Here is a 16,513-nt window from a genome sequence, read left to right as displayed (position 1 = left end):
GGCTCGGTCCAGCGCGGGTATAGCTTAATGGTAAAGCCCCTGCCTTCCAAGCAGGTGATGTCGGTTCGATTCCGTCTACCCGCTCCAATCCGCCGCATGCGATCGCATTCCGTCACGGGTTGACCCCTGCGCCCCGCGTGGCATTAACGATCCGACGCGGACAGGGAGAGCGCATGGCCGAGGCCCCGCCAGTTCAGCAGAAGGAGCGCGAGAAATCGCGCCGCATCGGGGCTCTGGCCGAGCTCTGGCCCTTCATCAGGCCCTATCGCGCGCTGCTGGCCGCGGCGCTCGTCATGCTGGTGGCGACGGCGGTCGTCTCGCTCGTCCTGCCTATCGCGGTCCGTCGCGTGGTGGACAACTTCAACGTCGAGGACGGCGCGATCCTCGATCAGTATTTCGCGGCCGCGCTGGGCATCGCCGGCCTCTTCGCGCTGGGCTCCGCGCTGCGCTACGCGCTGGTGACGCGGCTGGGCGAGCGCGTCGTCGCCGATATCCGCAAGGCGATCTTCGACCGGGTGATCGGGATGAGCCCGGCCTTCTACGAGAAGGTGATGACCGGCGAGGTTCTCAGCCGGATCACGACCGACACCACGCTGATCCTCTCGGTGATCGGCTCGTCGGTCTCCATCGCCCTGCGCAACCTTCTGATCTTCTTCGGCGGCCTCGCGCTGATGCTGGCGACCTCGCCCAAGCTCACGGGGCTCGTGCTGCTGATCGTGCCGGTCGTGGTGGTGCCGATCCTCGTGCTGGGCCGGCGGCTGCGCAAGCTCTCGCGCCAGAACCAGGACTGGATCGCGGCCTCCTCCGGCAACGCGTCGGAGGCGCTGACCTCGGTACAGACGGTGCAGGCCTTCACCCACGAGGTGCTGAGCCGGGCCGAGTTCGGCCGCGTCACCGAACTGAGTTTCGACGCCGCGCGGCGCCGCGTGACGACGCGGGCGGTCATGACGGCGATCGTGATCTTTCTCGTCTTCACCGGGGTGGTGGGCGTGCTCTGGATCGGCGCGCGCGACGTGCGCGCCGGCGGCATGACGGCGGGCATGCTCGTTCAGTTCGTGATCTACTCGGTGATGGTCGCGGGCTCGGTCGGCGCGCTGTCGGAGATCTGGGGCGAGTTGCAGCGCGCGGCCGGGGCGACCGAGCGGCTGGTGGAGCTTCTGCGCGCCACCGACGAGGTGCGCGACCCCGAGGTGCCGCAGCCGCTGCCCGATCCGGTGACGGGCGAGATCGCCTTCGAAGACGTGCATTTCGCCTATCCCGCCCGCCCCGATGTCGCCGCGCTCGACGGCGTGAGCCTTACCGTGAGTCCCGGCGAGACGATCGCGCTCGTGGGCCCCTCGGGCGCCGGCAAGACGACGATCATTCAGCTTCTGCTGCGGTTCTACGACCCGGCCTCGGGGCGCATCCTGCTCGACGGCGTTCCGCTCGACGCGATGCGCCGCGATGCCTTCCGGCGGGCCATCGCGCTGGTGCCGCAGGATCCGGTGATCTTCGCGCAGTCGGCGCGGGAGAACATCCGCTTCGGCCGGCCTGAAGCCACCGACGCGGAGGTGGAGGCCGCCGCCCGGGCCGCCGCCGCGCACGACTTCATCAGCAAGCTGCCCGAGGGCTACGACTCCTACGTCGGCGAGCGCGGCGTGATGCTCTCGGGCGGTCAGAAGCAGCGCATCGCCATCGCGCGCGCGATTCTGCGCGACGCGCCCGTTCTGCTGCTCGACGAGGCCACCAGCGCGCTCGACGCGGAATCCGAGCGCGCCGTGCAGCACGCGGTGGACCGGCTGCGCGCCGGGCGGACGACGATCATCGTGGCCCATCGCCTCGCCACCGTGAAGAAGGCGGACCGCATCGTGGTGATGGATCAGGGCCGCATCGTGGCCGAGGGCCCGCACGACCGGCTCGTGGCCGAGGACGGCCTCTACGCCCGACTCGCGCGGCTGCAGTTCACCGACGGGATCGCGGCGGAGTAGGGCGCTCATCGCGCCCCTGAGGGCCCCGTGGCGCGCCGATCCGACGCCCCGTAACCCTTGCGCCGCGTCGCGCCGCGCCGCATCTAGAACGACGACGCAGGCGGCGCGGCCCGCCGCGCCTGGGAGGGAGGATCGCGATCATGGCCTTCGAGTCCGTGGCCGACAAGCACGCCATCGAGTCCGAGATGACCTGGGAGGCGCGCGAGCTGCCGCGCACGATCCACGGCGTCCTGTCCGAGGTGGAGCGGAAGTTCCCCGGCCGGCCGGCGATGAGCTTCCAGATCGAGTCAGGGCCGAAGGACAAGGCCGAGACGCTGACCTGGCGCGAGCTCAAGACCAAGGTCACGCAAGCCGCCAACATGTTCCGCGACATGGGCGTGGGCGAGGAGGATACTGTCGCCTACGTGCTGCCCATCTGCAACGAGGCCACCGTCACCTTCCTGGGCGGGATGATCGCGGGGATCGTCAACCCGATCAACCCGCTGCTCGAGCCCGAACAGATCGGGGCCATCCTGCGCGAGACAGGCGCCAAGGTGGTGGTCACGCTGCGCGCCTTCCCCAAGACCGACGTCGCGCAGAAGGTCTGCGAGGCGGTGCGGCACGCGCCGCAGGTGCATACCGTCCTCGAGGTCGATCTCAACCGCTACCTGACGCCGCCCAAGAGCTGGATCGTGCCGCTGATCAGACCGAAGGCGGCGCATGGCCACCATGCCGACGTGAAGCGCTTCGACGCGGAGCTCGCGAAGTATCCCGGCGACCGGCTGCAGTTCGGCGACTCGGCGGGCGACCGCGTGGCGGCCTATTTCCACACCGGTGGCACGACGGGCATGCCCAAGGTGGCGCAGCACCGTTACTCGGGGATGATCTACAACGGCTGGGTCGGGCACCGCCTGCTCTTCACCGAGGAGGACGCGATCATCTGCCCGTTGCCGCTCTTCCACGTCTTCGCCTGCCACGTGATCGTCATGGCCGCGCTGGCCTCCGGCGCGCATGTGGTCTTCCCGACGCCCGCGGGCTACCGGGGCGAGGGCGTCTTCGACAATTTCTGGAAACTGGTGGAGCGCTGGCGGATCACCTTCGTCATCACCGTGCCCACCGCCGTCTCGGCGCTGATGCAGCGCAAGGTGGACGCCGACATCTCGAGCGTGCAGATGGCCTTCTCCGGCTCGGCGCCGATGCCGCTGGAGCTTTTCAACCGTTTCGAGAAGGCCTCCGACGTCACAATCGTCGAGGGCTACGGCCTCACCGAGGCGACCTGCCTCGTCTCCTGCAACCCGCCGGAGGGCACCAAGAAGGTGGGCTCCGTCGGCATCCCCTTCCCCTATACGGAGGTGAAGATCGTCAGGGCCGGCGAGGGCGGGCTCGTGGAATGCGCCACCGACGAGGTGGGCGAGATCTGCGTCGCCAATCCGGGCGTCTATGTCGGCAACACCTACACCGATGCGGAGAAGAACCGGGATCTCTACTACGAGGGCCGCTTCCTGCGCACCGGAGACCTCGGCCGGCTCGACGAGGACGGCTATCTCTGGATCACCGGCCGGGCGAAGGATGTCATCATCCGCGGCGGCCACAACATCGATCCCGCCGAGATCGAGGAGGCGCTGCTGGCGCATCACGACGTGGCCTTCGCCGGCGCCATCGGCCAGCCGGACGCGCATGCGGGCGAGCTGCCCTGCGCCTATGTCGAGCTGGTCGAGGGCGGCAGCGTGACGGCCGAGGAGCTGATGGAGCACGCGCGCGTGCACATCCACGAGCGCGCGGCCTACCCCAAGCATATCGAGATCCTGGACGAGCTGCCCAAGACGGCCGTTGGCAAGGTCTTCAAGCCCGACCTGCGCAAGCGTGCCATCGCGCGCGTCTATGGTCAGGCGCTCGAGGAGGCGGGACTCGGTGCGCGCGTGGCCGAGGTGGTGGACGACCCCAAGCGCGGTCTGGTCGCCAGGATCGAGGGCGCGGCCGACCGGGGCGAGATCGCGCAGGCGCTGTCGGCCTACACGCGGCCCTGGGAGATGGCGTCGCAGGACTGAGACTCCGCGAAGGGGGGCTGTCTGCCCCCCTCGGCGGCTGCCGCCGCCTCACCCCCCGAGGATATTTCGCTCCAAGAAGAAGGACAGGGGGGCGGCGCGGGGGCGTCCCGATCGCGATGACCCCGAGAGGCGGCGGTATTGGCTGCCGCGTGGCGCGGCGCGCAACGCACGCGCCACAAGGGGCGCGCCTTGGGCGGCGCAGGCCGCTCCGGCCTTCAGGCGGACTCCTTCCACGACCTGACGCTCGGTCAAGCACAGCGCGCTCGGCCGCAGCGGCGGCCTCACCCAGGGATCCGGTGGCGTCTGAAGTGCGCGGGGCGTCGCGGCCCTGCGAGGCTCGCCATCAGGCGGGTTTGTCGGCTTTCTTGCAGAAAACCGAGTAGAGCAGGCCGATGACCTGCCGGGTGCTGTCGTCGGCCAGGCGGTAATAGATCGTCTTGCCCTCGCGTCGGGTGGCGACGAGCTCTTCCTCGCGCAGGCGGGCGAGCATCTGGCTCACGGCGGCCTGGCGCATGCCCAGCAGATCCTCGAGTTCGCCCACGGATTTCTCGCCCGAGCCCAGGTGGCAGAGCACCATCAGGCGCCCCTCGTGCGCGAGGGTCTTGAGATAGGCCGCGGCCTCGCTGGCGTTGCGGGCCATCTCGTCGGGGGGCGCGACATGAGTCGCGTCCTCGGGCCGGGGCGGGGTTCTGACGTTCGCCATGGGCGTCTCCGGTCATATCCGTTTTGTTGTATATGACCCCGGCCCGGCCGCGAATCAAGGCGTGTCGTCGTCGGCCGGCGGCGGGGCGCCGCCGGCGAAGACGTTGCCCTGGGCGTAGTCGCAGGGCGCCTCCTGCATCTCGAGGTGCAGCGCGGTGCCTTCGTAGGGATGCGCGCGCGCCAGATCCTCGTCCACCTCGATGCCGAGGCCGGGGGCCTGCGGGGCGGGGATGTAGCCCTCGTCCACCGCGATCGCGCCGCGGATCAGGTCGCGGTGGAAATCGGTCTCGATGGTCTCGGCGATGAGCAGGTTGGGGATCGCAACCGACAGCTGCACGTTGGCGGCCCATTCGACGGGGCCGGCGTAGAGGTGCGGCGCGATCTCGGCGTTGAAGGGTTCGGCAAGTGCGGCGATCTTGCGCCCCTCCCAGATGCCGCCCGCGCGGCCCAGTGCGGGCTGCAGGATGCGCGCGCCGCCGGTGCGCAGGAGCGTGGCGAATTCGGCGCGCGTGGTCAGCCGCTCGCCGGTGGCCACGGGGATGCGCACGGCCTGCTGGACGCGCTGAAATTCCAGCAGGTTGTCGGGCGGGATCGGTTCCTCGAACCAGAGCGGCGCGTAGGGTTCCAGCGCCTGGCCCAGCCGGATCGCGCCTTCGGTGGTGAACTGGCCGTGGGTGCCGAACAGCAGGTCGGCGCGGTCGCCCACCGCCTCGCGCACCGCCTCGCAGAAGGCGATGGAGAGCGAGATGTCCCACATCGCCGGCTGGTGCCCGCCGCGGAAGGTATAGGGGCCGGCGGGGTCGAACTTCACCGCCGTGTAGCCGCGCTCTACCAGCGCCAGGGCGCTTTCGGCGGCCATCGCGGACGAGGTCCAGAAATCCGCCATCCGGTGATGGGGCAGGGGGTAGAGATAGGAATAGGCGCGCACGCGCGCGTTCATCATGCCGCCCAGCAGCGCCCAGACCGGGCGCCCGCGGTGCTTGCCCAGGATGTCCCAGCAGGCGATCTCGAGCCCCGAGAAGGCGCCCATCACCGTCGGGTCGGGCCGCTGCGTGAAGCCTGCGGAATAGGCGCGGCGGAACATGCGCTCGACGTTCTCGGGATGCTCGCCTTCCATGTGGCGCTCGAAGACGTCGCGAATCACCGCCTCCATTGCGGCGGGGCCGACGGCGGCGCCGTAGCATTCGCCCCAGCCGGTGATCCCGGTGTCGGTGGTGACCTTCACGAGGATCCAGTAGCGCCCGCCCCAGCCCGGCGCAGGCGGCGCCGTGACGATCACGTCGCAGTCGGCGAGTTTCATCGGCGTCGTCCCTCCCTGCGGGCCGGGCGGGGGCGCTGCCCCCGTCGCGCGCCGGGGCGCGCGACTCCCCCGGGGTATTTGCGGACCATTGAAAGGCTCAGAACACGATCACGTTGCGGCGCGCGCCGCCGGCGCGGGTGTCGGCGATGGCCTCGTTGATCTCTTCGAGCCGCCAGCGGCGCGAGACCAGTTCGTCGAGCTTGAGCCGCCCCTGGTCATAGAGGTCGATCATCCAGGGGATGTCGCGGGCGATCACCACGTCGCCCATCTTGGAGCCCACCATGCCCTGCCCGGTGGCGGCGAAGAGGACGGGCTCGTAGTCGGCCGTGGCGCCGGAATGGGGCATGCCCACCATCACCACGCGCCCGCCGGGGGCGAGGTAGCGCGGCGCCGTCTCGTAGGCCGGGATCGCGCCCACGGTGACGATCACCGCGTCGGCGCCGCGGCCCAGGGCGGCCTTGGCGGCCTTCCAGGGCCGGGCCTCGCCCGCGAGCACGCCGTCGGTCGCGCCGAAGGCGCGGGCGTCGGCGAGCTTTTCCTCGGTCATGTCGACAGCCACGATGCGCCGCGCGCCGGCGAGCCGCGCGCCCTGGATCGCGTTGAGGCCCACGCCGCCCGCGCCGATCACCACCGCGTCCTGTCCGGGCCGGAGCCCCGCGGCATAGACCGCTGCGCCCACGCCGGTGATGACCCCGCAGGAGAGCAGGCAGGCGCTTTCCGCCGGCATCGCCTCGGGGATCGGGACGACCTGGCTGGCGTTCACGACTACTTTCTCGGCGAAGGCGCCACAGGCCATGGCGTGAAAGAGCGGCCCGCCCTCGAGGGTGCGCAGGGGGCCGTGCCGCCCGTCTGGCGGGTTCTCGCAGACGGTGGGGCGGTTCGACGCGCAGGCCGGGCAGTGGCCGCAGGGGCGGATCAGGGTCACCACCACCCGGTCGCCGGCGAAAAGCCGCTCGACGCCCGCGCCCAGCGCGGTGATCCGGCCCGCTGCCTCGTGCCCGTAGACCGCGGGCAGCGTGCCGCCCCAGGCGCCCTCGGCATAGGAGATGTCGGAGTGGCAGATCGCCACCGCCTCCAGCGTCACCTCGACCTCTCCGGGGCCGGGGGCTGCGAGCGCCACCTCCTCGACCTCCAGCGGCGCGCCGAAGGCGTGGCACACGGCTGCACGGATCTTCTGCATCTGTTCCCTCCGCGAGTCTCCCGCGCCACGGTGACGCCGCCCGGCGGGGGCTGCAAGCGGGAAACCGAGGCGCCGGCGCGCCGCTCAGGCCGCCGGCGCGCGGCGGGCGAAGACGGCCAGTGCCGTGGCGACCAGGAGCGCCGAGAGCAGGAAGGCCGCGCCGGGGAAGTCCACCGGCGCCTGCGGGTGCGTGAAGGCGGCGAAGGTCGAGGTCATGACGAGCGGCGCGAGGATGACGGCCACGGCGTTCACGCTGGTCAGCACGCCCTGCAGCGTGCCCTGCTCGTCGTCGCGCGCGGCGCGCGACATGATGGATTGCAGCGCGGGCGGCGTGATCGCGCCCAGCGCGGCAACCGGAATGAGCGCCATCACGGCGGCGCCGGAGGTCAGCACCGAGAGCGTCGTGAAGGCGCCGATCGACAGCATCAGGCCCGCGGCGACCATCCGCCGCTCGCCGAGCCGGGGCTGGACCACGCGGATGAGCCCGCCCTGCACCGCGGCCATGCTGACGCCGAAGACGGCGAGCGAGATGCCGATGAGCCCCGGATCCCAGCCGAAACGCGCCTGCGTGAAATAGGCCCAGGTCGCCGGATAGACGTAGAAGGCGAGCTGGTAGAGGAAGAAGACGGTGAGCAGCGCCCGCGCGCCCTCCAGCCGGCCGATCTGGCGCAGCGCGCCCAGCGGGTTCGCGGCCCCCCAGCGGAAGGGGCGGCGCGTGGCGTCCGTGACCGTCTCGGGCAGCACCAGCAGGCCCAGCAGCAGGTTCAGCGCAGAAAGGGCTGCGGCGGCGTAGAAGGGGGCGCGCGTGCCCATCTCGCCCAGCAGCCCGCCGATCAGCGGTCCCAACACGAAGCCCATGCCGAAGCTGGCGCCCACCAGGCCGAAGCGCGCGGCCTTCTCGTGCGGCGCCGAGATGTCGGCGAGAAAGGCGGTCGCGGTCGATTGCGTGGCCGAGGTGACGCCCCCCACGATCCGCGCGGCCAGCAGGAGCCAGATGGTGCCCGCCACCGCCATCACGAGGTAGTCCACCGCCATGATGCCGACCGAGAGCAGCAGCACGGGCCGCCGCCCGTAGCGGTCCGAGAGCGCGCCGAGGAGCGGGCCGCAGAGGAACTGCATCACCGCGAAGGAGGTGGAGAGGACCCCGCCCCAGATCGCCGCGGCGGCCAGCGTGCCGCCGTTGAGTTCCAGGATCAGGTCGGGCAGCACCGGCAGGATCAGGCCGATTCCCATGGAATCGATCATCACCGTCATCATGATGAAGAGGATCGGCAGCCGCGTGCCCACCTGCGGCGCGGCCGGGGCCGTCATGCGCCCGCCCGCACCCGTGCGGCGAAGGCGCGCGCCTCTGCCGGCGCCTGCCCCAGTTGCGCCGCCGCCTCGAAGGTGCCGGGGTCGAGGTCGGGATGCGCGGCGCGCGCCATCTCGGCCAGTGTCCGCCCCGCGGCGGCGGCCAGCTGCGCGAGCCGCTTCGCTTCTGCCTGCGCCTCCGGGCGCGGCATCCGGCGCGCCAGCGCGAAGCTGAGCGCCTCGGCATAGGCGCCGCCGTGGGCGAGACCGAGGCCGGCGGCCATCGCCTCCGGCACGGGCTCGATCCCCTCGGCGAGCGTGCGCGCGTGGCCGAGCGCGGCCAGCGCCGAGAGCCAGAGCCGGGGCAGGGCGATCCATTCGCCGAACCAGGCCGCCCCGTCGCGCTGGCCCAGCGGGCTGGCCGCGGCATGCAGGGCCGCCTGCTGCGCGCGCGCCTGGCCCGCCAGCGCCACCAGCGCCGAGGGGCCGACGGGGTTGGCCTTCTGCGGCATGGTCGAGGAGCCGCCCGTCGCCCCCAGCCGCACCTCGCCGATGCCCGTCTGCGTCAGTGCGATCATGTCCTGGCCCATCTTGGCGAGTGCCGCGGCAAGCCGCGCCGCCCAGTCCGCGAGCCGCAGCACCGGGCCGCGGTCCGCGTGCCAGCTGCGCCCGGGATCGGTGAGCCCCAGCGCCTCGGCCAGCCGCGCGCGCGTCTCCGCCGCCCGCGGCCCCAGCGCGGCGCCCGTGCCGGCCGCACCCGAAAGCGAGACCCAGAGGCTGGATGCGCGCAGCGCCTCCACCTCTTCCAACAGATCGAGGAGCGGCCAGCCCCAGCCCGCCGCCACCGCGCCGAAGCTGGTGGGGGTGGCCACCTGCCCGTAGGTGCGCGCGGCCATCGGAAGCTCCGCGTGCGCCTCTGCCAGCCGCGCGAGCGCTTCCGCCGTGGCGCGCGTCTGCGCCTCGGCCTCGGCCAGCGCCTGCCGCAGACGCAGCATCAGGCCGGTGTCCTGGATGTCCTGGCTCGTCGCGCCCCAGTGGACGAACTGCGCGTGCTCCGGCGCGCCCATCGCCGCGCGGAAGGCCGCGACAAGGCCGGGCACCGGCACCCCGTTCTGCGCCGCCGGCCCCGCAAGCGCCGCAGGGTCCAGCGTGACCTCCAGCGAGGCGCGGTGGATCGCCTGCGCCGCCGTCTCCGGGATCACGCCCAACCGCCCCTGCACCTGCGCCAGCGCCCCCTCGACCACCAGCATCGCGCGGATTTCCGCGCCGTCGGAGAAGAGCCGCGCGGCCTCTCCCGCGCCGAAGAGCCCGTCGTGGAGCGTGCTCATCCGGCCTCCACGATGTCGCCCAGCAGCCGGGCAAGGGCTGCGGGATCGGCGAAGAAGGGTGAATGCCCGGTGCGCAGGCTGTGCACGCGATGCGCGGGCCAGCCCTCGGTCATCGTGACCTGGTATTCCGGCGGGATGGTCCGGTCCTCGGTGCAGCGGATGTAGTCGCGGGGCAGGGCGCGCGACCGCTCCGTGACCTCGAGCGCCGTGGCCTGCGGCGCGATGGGCTGCGGGCAGAGGCGGGGGACGGCGTAGGCCACCGCCGCGTCGGGGCAGTCGTGGTAAAAGACGCCGCGCGCCATGTCCGGCTTCACGGTGAAGCTCAGCCCGTCGGCGGATTTCTCCAGCGCCGGCAGCAGCGGCTGGCGCGGCGCGGCCTGCCGCATCTGGACCAGCGACACGCCGCCTGTGGGCGCGTAGGCGCAGAGGTAGACCAGATGCGCGATCTTCTCCGGCGCCTTCTCCGCGGCCGCCGTGATCGGAAAGCCGGCCATCGAGTGCCCCACGAGCACCACGGGCGTGTCGATCGCGTCGAGGATGGCGTCCGCGTAGCTGTCGAGCGTCACCTCGTCCGCGGGCGTGTCGTCGGCACCATGCCCCGGCAGGTCGATGGCGCGCGCGGAATGCCCCAGCGCCTCCAGCGCCGGGATCACGTCGCGCCAGCACCACGCGCCGTGGCAGGAGCCGTGGATCAGGAGAAACTCAGCCATGCCCGATCGAGGCGAGGAATTCGGTCAGCGCCTCGGCATAGGCCTCGGGCTGTTCGATGCAGGGCAGATGCCCCGCGCGCCGGATCAGCCGGAACTCGGCTCCGGGAATCAGCTCCACCGTCTCGCGCACCAGATCGGCGGGGGTGGAGCCGTCGTCGGACCCCGCGATGCCCAGCGCGGGCAGCCGCAGCCCGCTGGTGGGCGTGTAGAAATCGGTGCCCGCGATCGCCGCGCAGCAGCCGGCGTAGCCCTCCGCCGGCTGGCGGATCAGCATGTTGCGCCAGGCCGCGAACTCGTCGGTCTCGCGGAAGGCGGCGGTGAACCAGCGCTGCATCACGCCGTCGGCCATCGCCTCGATGCCCTGGCCGCGCGCCGTCTCGACCCTTTCCGCCCACATCTCGGCGGTGCCGATCCTGGCCGCCGTGTTCGACAGCACCACCGCGCGCAGCTGGTCCATGCGTTTGACCGCCAGCCCCTGCGCGATCATGCCGCCGATGGAAAGCCCCACGAAGACGCAGTCCCGCACGCCCAGGTGATCGAGCAGCCGCTCGGCATCGGTCACGAGCTGCCCCATCGAATAGGGGCCGCGCGGGCAGTCGCTCAGCCCGTGTCCCCGCTTGTCGTAGCGGATCAGCCGCAGGCCCGAAGGCATCAGCGGGATCACCTTGTCCCAGAGCCGCAGGTCGGTGCCCAGCGAATTGGCGAAGACCACGGGGGCGCCGTCGGGATCGCCGTCCTCGCGCCAGTGCAGGCGCAGTCCGTTCAGGTCCGCCACCCGCATCAGTAGGGCAGCCCCACATAGTTTTCCGCCATCGCCGTCTGCGCCGCTTCGCTATCGCGCAGGAAGGCGAGTTCGGCCTGCTGGATCGCCAGGTCGAACTCCGACTGGTCGGGATAGCGGTGCATGAGCGAGCTGAACCACCAGCTGAAGCGCTCGGTCTTCCAGATGCGCGCCAGCGCGGTCTCGGAATAGTGCTCCAGCCCCGCATCGTCGCGGTCGTGGTAGAAGCGCTTGAGCGCGTTGTAGAGGTAATGGACGTCCGAGGCGGCGGTGTTGAGGCCCTTGGCCCCGGTGGGCGGTACGATATGCGCCGCGTCCCCGCAGAGGAAGAGCCGCCCCCAGCGCATCGGCTCGCAGACGAAGCTGCGCAGGGGCGCGATGGATTTCTCGATCGAGGGGCCGGTTTCCAGCCGCTCGGCGGCCTCCGCGGGGATGCGGCGCCTGAGTTCGTCCCAGAACATGTCGTCGGTCCAGTCGTCGGGCGAATCCGACAGGTCGCACTGGATGTAGTAGCGGCTGAGGCGCGCGTTGCGCATCGAGCAGAGCGCGAAGCCGCGCGCGGAGTTGGCGTAGATGAGTTCGTCCGCGACAGGCGGCGTCTCGGAGAGCACGCCGAGCCAGCCGAAGGGATAGGTCTTTTCGTATTCGCGCCGCACCTCGGTCGGGATCTCCTGGCGGCAGGGGCCGTGATAGCCGTCGCAGCCGGCGACGAAGTCGCAGTCCAGCCGGTGCACCTTGCCCTCGCGCAGGAAGGTGACGAAGGGCGCCGCGGTGTCGAGGTCGTGCGGCTTCACGCCCCGGCAGTCGTGCAGGGTCACCGCGCCGGCCGCATCGCGTGCCTCGTAGAGGTCGCGCGTCACCTCGGTCTGTCCATAGACCATGACGTGCCGGCCGGTGAGCTTCTCGAAGTCGATGCGGAACTGCTCGTCGCCGTTGGCGATCAGCGTGCCGTCGTGGATGAAGCCCTCGCGGTCCATCCGCTCGCCCACCCCCGCCTCGCGCATGAGATCCACGAGACCGGTTTCCAGCACGCCCGCCCGGATGCGCGACAGGACGTAGTCGCGCGAGCGGCGCTCGAGCACCACCGTGTCGATCCCCGCGCGATGCAGAAGCTGGCCCAGCAAGAGCCCCGACGGCCCGCCCCCGATGATCGCCACCTGCGTCCGCATGTCCTGCCTCCCGATCCCTCGCGCGGACAAAACCGCGAAGGCCGGATCAAGTCAATCGCGCGCGTGTCGGAGAAAAATCTTCGTGCGAAGATTTTTCGGAAGCATGCCAGAGCCTTGAAGGCGATTTTTCGATCGAGAAATCGCCTTCACCCCGCCGCGTCCGCCAGCACCCGAGCGAAGAGCGCAGGGTCCATGTTACCCCCCGAGACGGTGACGATCACCGCCTCGCCGCGCATCTCTCCGGGCCGGAAGAGCGCGGCGGCGAGCGCCACGGCGCCGCCGGGCTCCGCCGCGATCTTCAGTCGCGTGAAGGCCAGCGCCATCGCGCGGCGCACCTCGGCGTCGCTCACGGCGAGGCCGGGGCCGGCCAGACGCCGCAGGATCGGGAAGGTCAGCTCGCCCGGCTGGGGCGTCAGGATCGCGTCGCAGAAGCCGCCGGCCTCCACGGTGTTGCGCTCCCGCCGCCCCGAGGCGAGCGAGCGGGCCCAGTCGTCGTAGCCCACAGGCTCCACCGTGCGCACGCGCAGCCCCGGCGCCTTCGCCTCGAGCGCCAGCGCGATTCCGGCAGACAGCCCGCCGCCGCCGGCGCAGACCAGAACGTCGGCCTCGCTGATCCCTTCCTCCGCCGCCTGCTCCGCGATCTCCAGACCCGCGGTGCCCTGGCCCGCGATCACCTCGGGGTCGTCGTAGGGCTTGATCAGCGTGAGGCCGCGCGCGGCGGCGATGCGCGCGCCGATCTCCTCGCGGCTTTCGAAGTTGGCGCGGTCGTAGAGCACCACCTCGGCACCCAGCGCGCGGGTGTTCGCGATCTTCAGCCGCGGCGCGTCCGCGGGCATCACGATCACCGCCGGCACGCCGTGCAGCGCGGCGGCGCGCGCGACGCCCTGCGCGTGATTGCCGCTGGAATAGGCGATGACGCCGCGCGCGCGGACGTCCGGCGCCAGCGCCGAGAGCGCCGACCAGGCGCCGCGGAACTTGAAGCTGCCGGTGTGCTGCAGGCACTCGGGCTTGACCAGCACGCGCCGCCCCGCGATCTCGTCGAGAAAGGGGGAGGAGAGCAGCGGCGTGCGCCGCGCATGACCCGCCAGCCGGGTCGCGGCGGCCTCGATCATGCCGATGTCACAGGCCTCGGGCGCCTCGCGCAGGCTCATCGCATCCGGCCCAGCCAGTCGCGGATCGCGGCCAGCGCCTCGGGCTCGTCGAGAAAGGGGATATGGCCGCGGTCGGGCACCTCGGCGGCGATCATGTCGGGGCGGCGGCGCTGCATCTCGGCCACCGTCTCGCGGCTGAGAAGATCCGAGTTGGCGCCGCGGATCACCCCCACGGGCAGACCCTCGAGCGCGTCGAAATAGGGCCAGAGATCGGCCGCGCCCTGTGCGCCGGCCTCGATCACCGCCTCGCGCAGGCGCGGGTCGTAATTGATCCGCAGCCCCTCGGGCATGATGTGGTAGAGGTGGTCGATCTCCTCGCGCCAGCGGCTCTCGGGCACGTTGGCGAAACCCGCCATGACCCTGGGCCGCTCGGCGAGCGCCTCCCTGACGCTTTTCCAGACCGGGTCGCGGCCGAGATAGCCCAGGATGACATCGAGCCCGCCCGGCTCGAGCACGGGGCCGATATCGTTGAGCAGAACCCCGCGCAGCCGCGCCCTGGCCGTGGTTGCGAGAAACATCGAGATCAGCCCGCCGCGCGAGGTGCCGATCACCGCCGCGGCGTCGAGGCCCAGATGGTCGAGAAGCTCCACCGCGTCCGCCGCCTCGCGGGGGACCGTGTAGGTCAGGTGATCCTCGGCCCAGTCGGAGCGGCCGCGGCCGCGGTAGTCCATGCGGATCAGGCGCACGGCCTCGCGCAGATGCGGCGCCAGGTAGTCGTAGTCGGTCGTGTTCCGCGTGAGCCCGGTGAGGCACAGAACGGGCAGGCCCTGCCCCTCGTCCGAGTAGTGCAGCGAAAGACCGTCGGAGGTGGTGAAGCGGGGCATCTAGACTCCTGCCAGTCGGGGAATGTCGGTGAGGTCGGGACGCACCGTGCCGGGGCGCCAGGGCAGGCGGTCCACCGGATCGCCGGCGCGATTGACCCAGACGGTGTCGAAGCCGTAGCCGGCGGCGGCGGCCGCGTCCCAGCCGTTGGCCGAGACGAAGAGCACTTCGTCCGGCGCCGTGCCGAAGCGCGCGCCCACCAGGTCGTAGACCGCGCGCGCAGGCTTGAAGACGCCGACCTCCTCGACCGACAGCACCGCGTCGAGCCGATCGCCGATGCCCGCGCTCTCCACGGCCGCAGCCAGCATCCCCGGCGCGCCGTTGGACAGGATCGCCGTCCCGAGCCCCCCGGCCTTGAGGCGGGCGAGCATCCCGGGCACCTCGGGGTAGGCCTCGAGCTCGCGGTAGAGGGCGAGCAGCCGCGCCCGCAGCTCCGCATCGCCGTCGAGGCCCGTGGCCTCCAGCGCCCAGTCGAGCCCGTCCTCCGTCACCCGCCAGAAATCCGTGTGCGCGCCGGTCACCGCCCGAAGCCAAGAATACTGCAGCTGCTTGAGCCGCCAGGCCTCGGCCAGGCGCGGCCAGCGCTCCGCGAGCGCCGCGCGCCCCGGTTCGGCCGCCGCGGCGCGGGCCGCGGCGGAGACGTCGAACAGCGTGCCGTAGGCGTCGAAGACGCAAAGGCGGTGGCCCATGTCCCTCTCCCTCGCGGCGGAGACTGGCACGGCCGCGCGCGCAGGGACAAGGGCAATCGCCGGGCCGGGGTTTACATCCTCGGCCGCCTCGGTCAGGCTTGCCGCGACACCCGAGAACCCGCGCGTGTGGCGCGCGGCCTCGAAAGCACGACATCACTTCCCTTCCACAAGACTTCAGGAGGCCGCATGACTGAGGCCAAGACGGGCGATACCGTCAGCATCCACTACACCGGCACGCTGTCGGACGGCACGACCTTCGACTCCTCGCGCGAGCGCGAGCCGCTGCAGTTCACCCTGGGCTCCGGCGAGATCATCCCCGGGCTCGACAAGGCGATCCCGGGCATGTCCGTGGGCGACACCAAGCGCGTCGAAGTGCCTGCGGACGAGGCCTACGGCCAGCACGATCCTTCCGCGCAGCAGGAAATCCCGCGCGAGGGCATTCCGGACCACATCCCGCTCGATCCCGGCACGCGGCTGCAGATGCAGACGCCCGAGGGGCAGGTGCTGCCCGTGACGGTGGTGACCGCGACCGACGAGACGGTGACGCTGGATGCCAATCATCCGCTCGCAGGCAAGGATCTGACCTTCGACGTCGAACTGGTCGAGATCAGCTGACCCAAGCGCGGCGGGCGGCCCGCGAGCATGGCGGTCACGCCATGCTCATGCCGCCCCGCGCGCCTCGAGATCCTCGAGGCGCTTTCCGGGTTCATCCACGAAAAGTTGTGGCAGGACGGTCAGTTCCTCGATGCGGTCGACGCGGAACGTCGTGAAGTCCGCGGCCGTCTCGTCCCAGCCGACCCCGGTCCAGATCCGCCCCCAGTAATCGAGCTTGAGCGGCCGCACGACCCGTGCGCCGCCGCCGCCCGCGAGCTGCAGGCGCAGCTTCTGCCGTGCGCGGATGGCGGCGCGCAGCCGAGGCAGATGCGCGCCGCCCCGTGCCGCCGCGTCGAAGGGATAGGTCGCGAGGCCGAAGCCCTCGACCCGCCGGCCCGGCTCCTCCGGCAGCGCCTCCTCGATCTTGGCCGCGAGCGAGGCCGCCGCCTCGCGCAGCGACGCCTCCTGCGCGCCGCCCATGACCGCGAGCGCGACGTGCAGAACCTCGAGCTCCGCCTCGTCGAGCACCAGGGGCGGCAGCGTCATCCCCGCCTTCGCGCGGTAGCCCTGACCGCGCGTGCCCTCGATCGGGACGCCCGAGGCGGCGAGCGTGTCCATGTCGCGGTAGATCGTCCTGAGCGAGACGCCGAAGCGCCGTGCGAGATCCTCCGCGCGGTGCGGCCCGCCGTGACGCAGGATCTCGATCAGCGCGTAGAGCCGTTCCGTGCGGGCCATCGCTGCCTTCTGATTCGCGTTCCGTTTGGACATTATATTGTCAGTTGACGGATTTTTGGCAGGAGCGG

Annotated in this window: 15 protein-coding genes and 1 tRNA gene; 4 read left to right on the top strand and 12 right to left on the bottom strand. The window is 71.5% G+C overall.

The features are described 5' to 3' along the window. Positions 1-13 precede the first annotated feature (13 nt). From DRV85_RS01210 to DRV85_RS01200, 3 genes are all read left to right on the top strand, one after another. Positions 14-87 (top strand) — tRNA-Gly (locus DRV85_RS01210). A gap of 86 nt (positions 88-173) precedes the next feature. Beyond that, on the top strand, positions 174-1,967 hold the full coding sequence (locus DRV85_RS01205; protein ID WP_113287598.1) for an ABC transporter transmembrane domain-containing protein: 1,794 nt from the start codon (positions 174-176) through the stop codon (positions 1,965-1,967). Positions 1,968-2,107: 140 nt separating this feature from the next. Further along, the gene (locus DRV85_RS01200) at positions 2,108-3,994 is read left to right on the top strand and encodes an acyl-CoA synthetase (RefSeq protein ID WP_113287597.1); all 1,887 of its coding nucleotides are present in this window, start codon (positions 2,108-2,110) and stop codon (positions 3,992-3,994) included. Positions 3,995-4,337: 343 nt separating this feature from the next. Here DRV85_RS01200 and DRV85_RS01195 read toward each other — a convergent pair whose 3' ends face one another. The 11 genes from DRV85_RS01195 to DRV85_RS01145 form a co-directional block, all read right to left on the bottom strand. Continuing rightward, positions 4,338-4,634: an ArsR/SmtB family transcription factor gene (locus DRV85_RS01195; protein ID WP_113287766.1), complete on the bottom strand. Its 297-nt coding sequence runs from the start codon at positions 4,632-4,634 to the stop codon at positions 4,338-4,340. 117 nt (positions 4,635-4,751) lie between these two features. Continuing rightward, entirely contained in the window at positions 4,752-5,996 is a 1,245-nt protein-coding gene (locus DRV85_RS01190) for a mandelate racemase/muconate lactonizing enzyme family protein (protein WP_113287596.1), read from the bottom strand. A 97-nt stretch (positions 5,997-6,093) separates the two neighbouring features. After that, a complete protein-coding gene (locus DRV85_RS01185) occupies positions 6,094-7,176 on the bottom strand; it encodes a Zn-dependent alcohol dehydrogenase (protein ID WP_113287595.1) in 1,083 nt (360 codons plus the stop codon). An 84-nt stretch (positions 7,177-7,260) separates the two neighbouring features. Beyond that, positions 7,261-8,487 (bottom strand): MFS transporter, encoded by a 1,227-nt coding sequence (locus tag DRV85_RS01180; protein WP_113287594.1) that lies wholly within the window; start codon positions 8,485-8,487, stop codon positions 7,261-7,263. Further along, positions 8,484-9,794 (bottom strand): lyase family protein, encoded by a 1,311-nt coding sequence (locus DRV85_RS01175; protein WP_113287593.1) that lies wholly within the window; start codon positions 9,792-9,794, stop codon positions 8,484-8,486. Before DRV85_RS01175 ends, DRV85_RS01180 begins: the two co-directional genes overlap by 4 nt. Continuing rightward, the gene (locus DRV85_RS01170; RefSeq protein ID WP_113287592.1) at positions 9,791-10,504 is read right to left on the bottom strand and encodes an alpha/beta fold hydrolase; all 714 of its coding nucleotides are present in this window, start codon (positions 10,502-10,504) and stop codon (positions 9,791-9,793) included. The genes DRV85_RS01175 and DRV85_RS01170 overlap by 4 nt, the downstream gene beginning before the upstream one ends. Then, positions 10,497-11,285: a 3-oxoadipate enol-lactonase gene (pcaD, locus tag DRV85_RS01165; protein WP_113287591.1), complete on the bottom strand. Its 789-nt coding sequence runs from the start codon at positions 11,283-11,285 to the stop codon at positions 10,497-10,499. The genes DRV85_RS01170 and pcaD overlap by 8 nt, the downstream gene beginning before the upstream one ends. After that, a complete protein-coding gene (gene pobA / locus DRV85_RS01160) occupies positions 11,285-12,454 on the bottom strand; it encodes a 4-hydroxybenzoate 3-monooxygenase (RefSeq protein ID WP_113287590.1) in 1,170 nt (389 codons plus the stop codon). The genes pcaD and pobA overlap by 1 nt, the downstream gene beginning before the upstream one ends. A 146-nt stretch (positions 12,455-12,600) precedes the next feature. After that, positions 12,601-13,605, bottom strand: a complete 1,005-nt coding sequence (locus tag DRV85_RS01155) for a threonine ammonia-lyase (RefSeq protein WP_113287589.1) — start codon at positions 13,603-13,605, stop codon at positions 12,601-12,603. Further along, positions 13,602-14,429, bottom strand: a complete 828-nt coding sequence (locus tag DRV85_RS01150) for an alpha/beta fold hydrolase (protein ID WP_113287588.1) — start codon at positions 14,427-14,429, stop codon at positions 13,602-13,604. The genes DRV85_RS01155 and DRV85_RS01150 overlap by 4 nt, the downstream gene beginning before the upstream one ends. Beyond that, entirely contained in the window at positions 14,430-15,116 is a 687-nt protein-coding gene (locus tag DRV85_RS01145; protein ID WP_113287587.1) for a haloacid dehalogenase type II, read from the bottom strand. It lies immediately after the preceding gene. Between the two features lie 186 nt (positions 15,117-15,302). Here DRV85_RS01145 and DRV85_RS01140 point away from each other — a divergent pair, with 186 nt between their 5' ends. After that, positions 15,303-15,731, top strand: coding sequence for an FKBP-type peptidyl-prolyl cis-trans isomerase (locus DRV85_RS01140; protein ID WP_113287586.1), 429 nt, complete (start codon positions 15,303-15,305; stop codon positions 15,729-15,731). Positions 15,732-15,776: 45 nt separating this feature from the next. Here DRV85_RS01140 and DRV85_RS01135 read toward each other — a convergent pair whose 3' ends face one another. Further along, positions 15,777-16,445 carry a helix-turn-helix transcriptional regulator gene (locus DRV85_RS01135; protein WP_113287765.1) on the bottom strand — a complete coding sequence of 223 codons (669 nt, stop codon included), beginning with the start codon at positions 16,443-16,445 and terminating at the stop codon, positions 15,777-15,779. Between the last annotated feature and the right edge of the window lie 68 nt (positions 16,446-16,513).

Origin of the sequence: Rhodosalinus halophilus, from assembly GCF_003298775.1 — a bacterium.
Taxonomy (GTDB): domain Bacteria; phylum Pseudomonadota; class Alphaproteobacteria; order Rhodobacterales; family Rhodobacteraceae; genus Rhodosalinus; species Rhodosalinus halophilus.
Note: the sequence above shows the minus strand (reverse complement) of the source record. Positions and strands in the feature narration are given on the sequence as shown.

Bases quoted from the DNA above. Each gene is read 5' to 3' on its own strand.
- DRV85_RS01150 (WP_113287588.1), bottom strand. From the start codon at position 14,429: ATGCCCCGCTTCACCACCTCCGACGGTCTTTCGCTGCACTACTCGGAC.
- pobA (WP_113287590.1), bottom strand. From the start codon at position 12,454: ATGCGGACGCAGGTGGCGATCATCGGGGGCGGGCCGTCGGGGCTCTTG.
- DRV85_RS01145 (WP_113287587.1), bottom strand. From the start codon at position 15,116: ATGGGCCACCGCCTTTGCGTCTTCGACGCCTACGGCACGCTGTTCGAC.
- DRV85_RS01180 (WP_113287594.1), bottom strand. From the start codon at position 8,487: ATGACGGCCCCGGCCGCGCCGCAGGTGGGCACGCGGCTGCCGATCCTC.
- DRV85_RS01185 (WP_113287595.1), bottom strand. From the start codon at position 7,176: ATGCAGAAGATCCGTGCAGCCGTGTGCCACGCCTTCGGCGCGCCGCTG.
- DRV85_RS01170 (WP_113287592.1), bottom strand. From the start codon at position 10,504: ATGGCTGAGTTTCTCCTGATCCACGGCTCCTGCCACGGCGCGTGGTGC.
- DRV85_RS01140 (WP_113287586.1), top strand. From the start codon at position 15,303: ATGACTGAGGCCAAGACGGGCGATACCGTCAGCATCCACTACACCGGC.
- DRV85_RS01190 (WP_113287596.1), bottom strand. From the start codon at position 5,996: ATGAAACTCGCCGACTGCGACGTGATCGTCACGGCGCCGCCTGCGCCG.
- DRV85_RS01175 (WP_113287593.1), bottom strand. From the start codon at position 9,794: ATGAGCACGCTCCACGACGGGCTCTTCGGCGCGGGAGAGGCCGCGCGG.
- DRV85_RS01195 (WP_113287766.1), bottom strand. From the start codon at position 4,634: ATGGCCCGCAACGCCAGCGAGGCCGCGGCCTATCTCAAGACCCTCGCG.
- DRV85_RS01135 (WP_113287765.1), bottom strand. From the start codon at position 16,445: ATGGCCCGCACGGAACGGCTCTACGCGCTGATCGAGATCCTGCGTCAC.
- pcaD (WP_113287591.1), bottom strand. From the start codon at position 11,285: ATGCGGGTGGCGGACCTGAACGGACTGCGCCTGCACTGGCGCGAGGAC.
- DRV85_RS01200 (WP_113287597.1), top strand. From the start codon at position 2,108: ATGGCCTTCGAGTCCGTGGCCGACAAGCACGCCATCGAGTCCGAGATG.
- DRV85_RS01155 (WP_113287589.1), bottom strand. From the start codon at position 13,605: ATGAGCCTGCGCGAGGCGCCCGAGGCCTGTGACATCGGCATGATCGAG.
- DRV85_RS01205 (WP_113287598.1), top strand. From the start codon at position 174: ATGGCCGAGGCCCCGCCAGTTCAGCAGAAGGAGCGCGAGAAATCGCGC.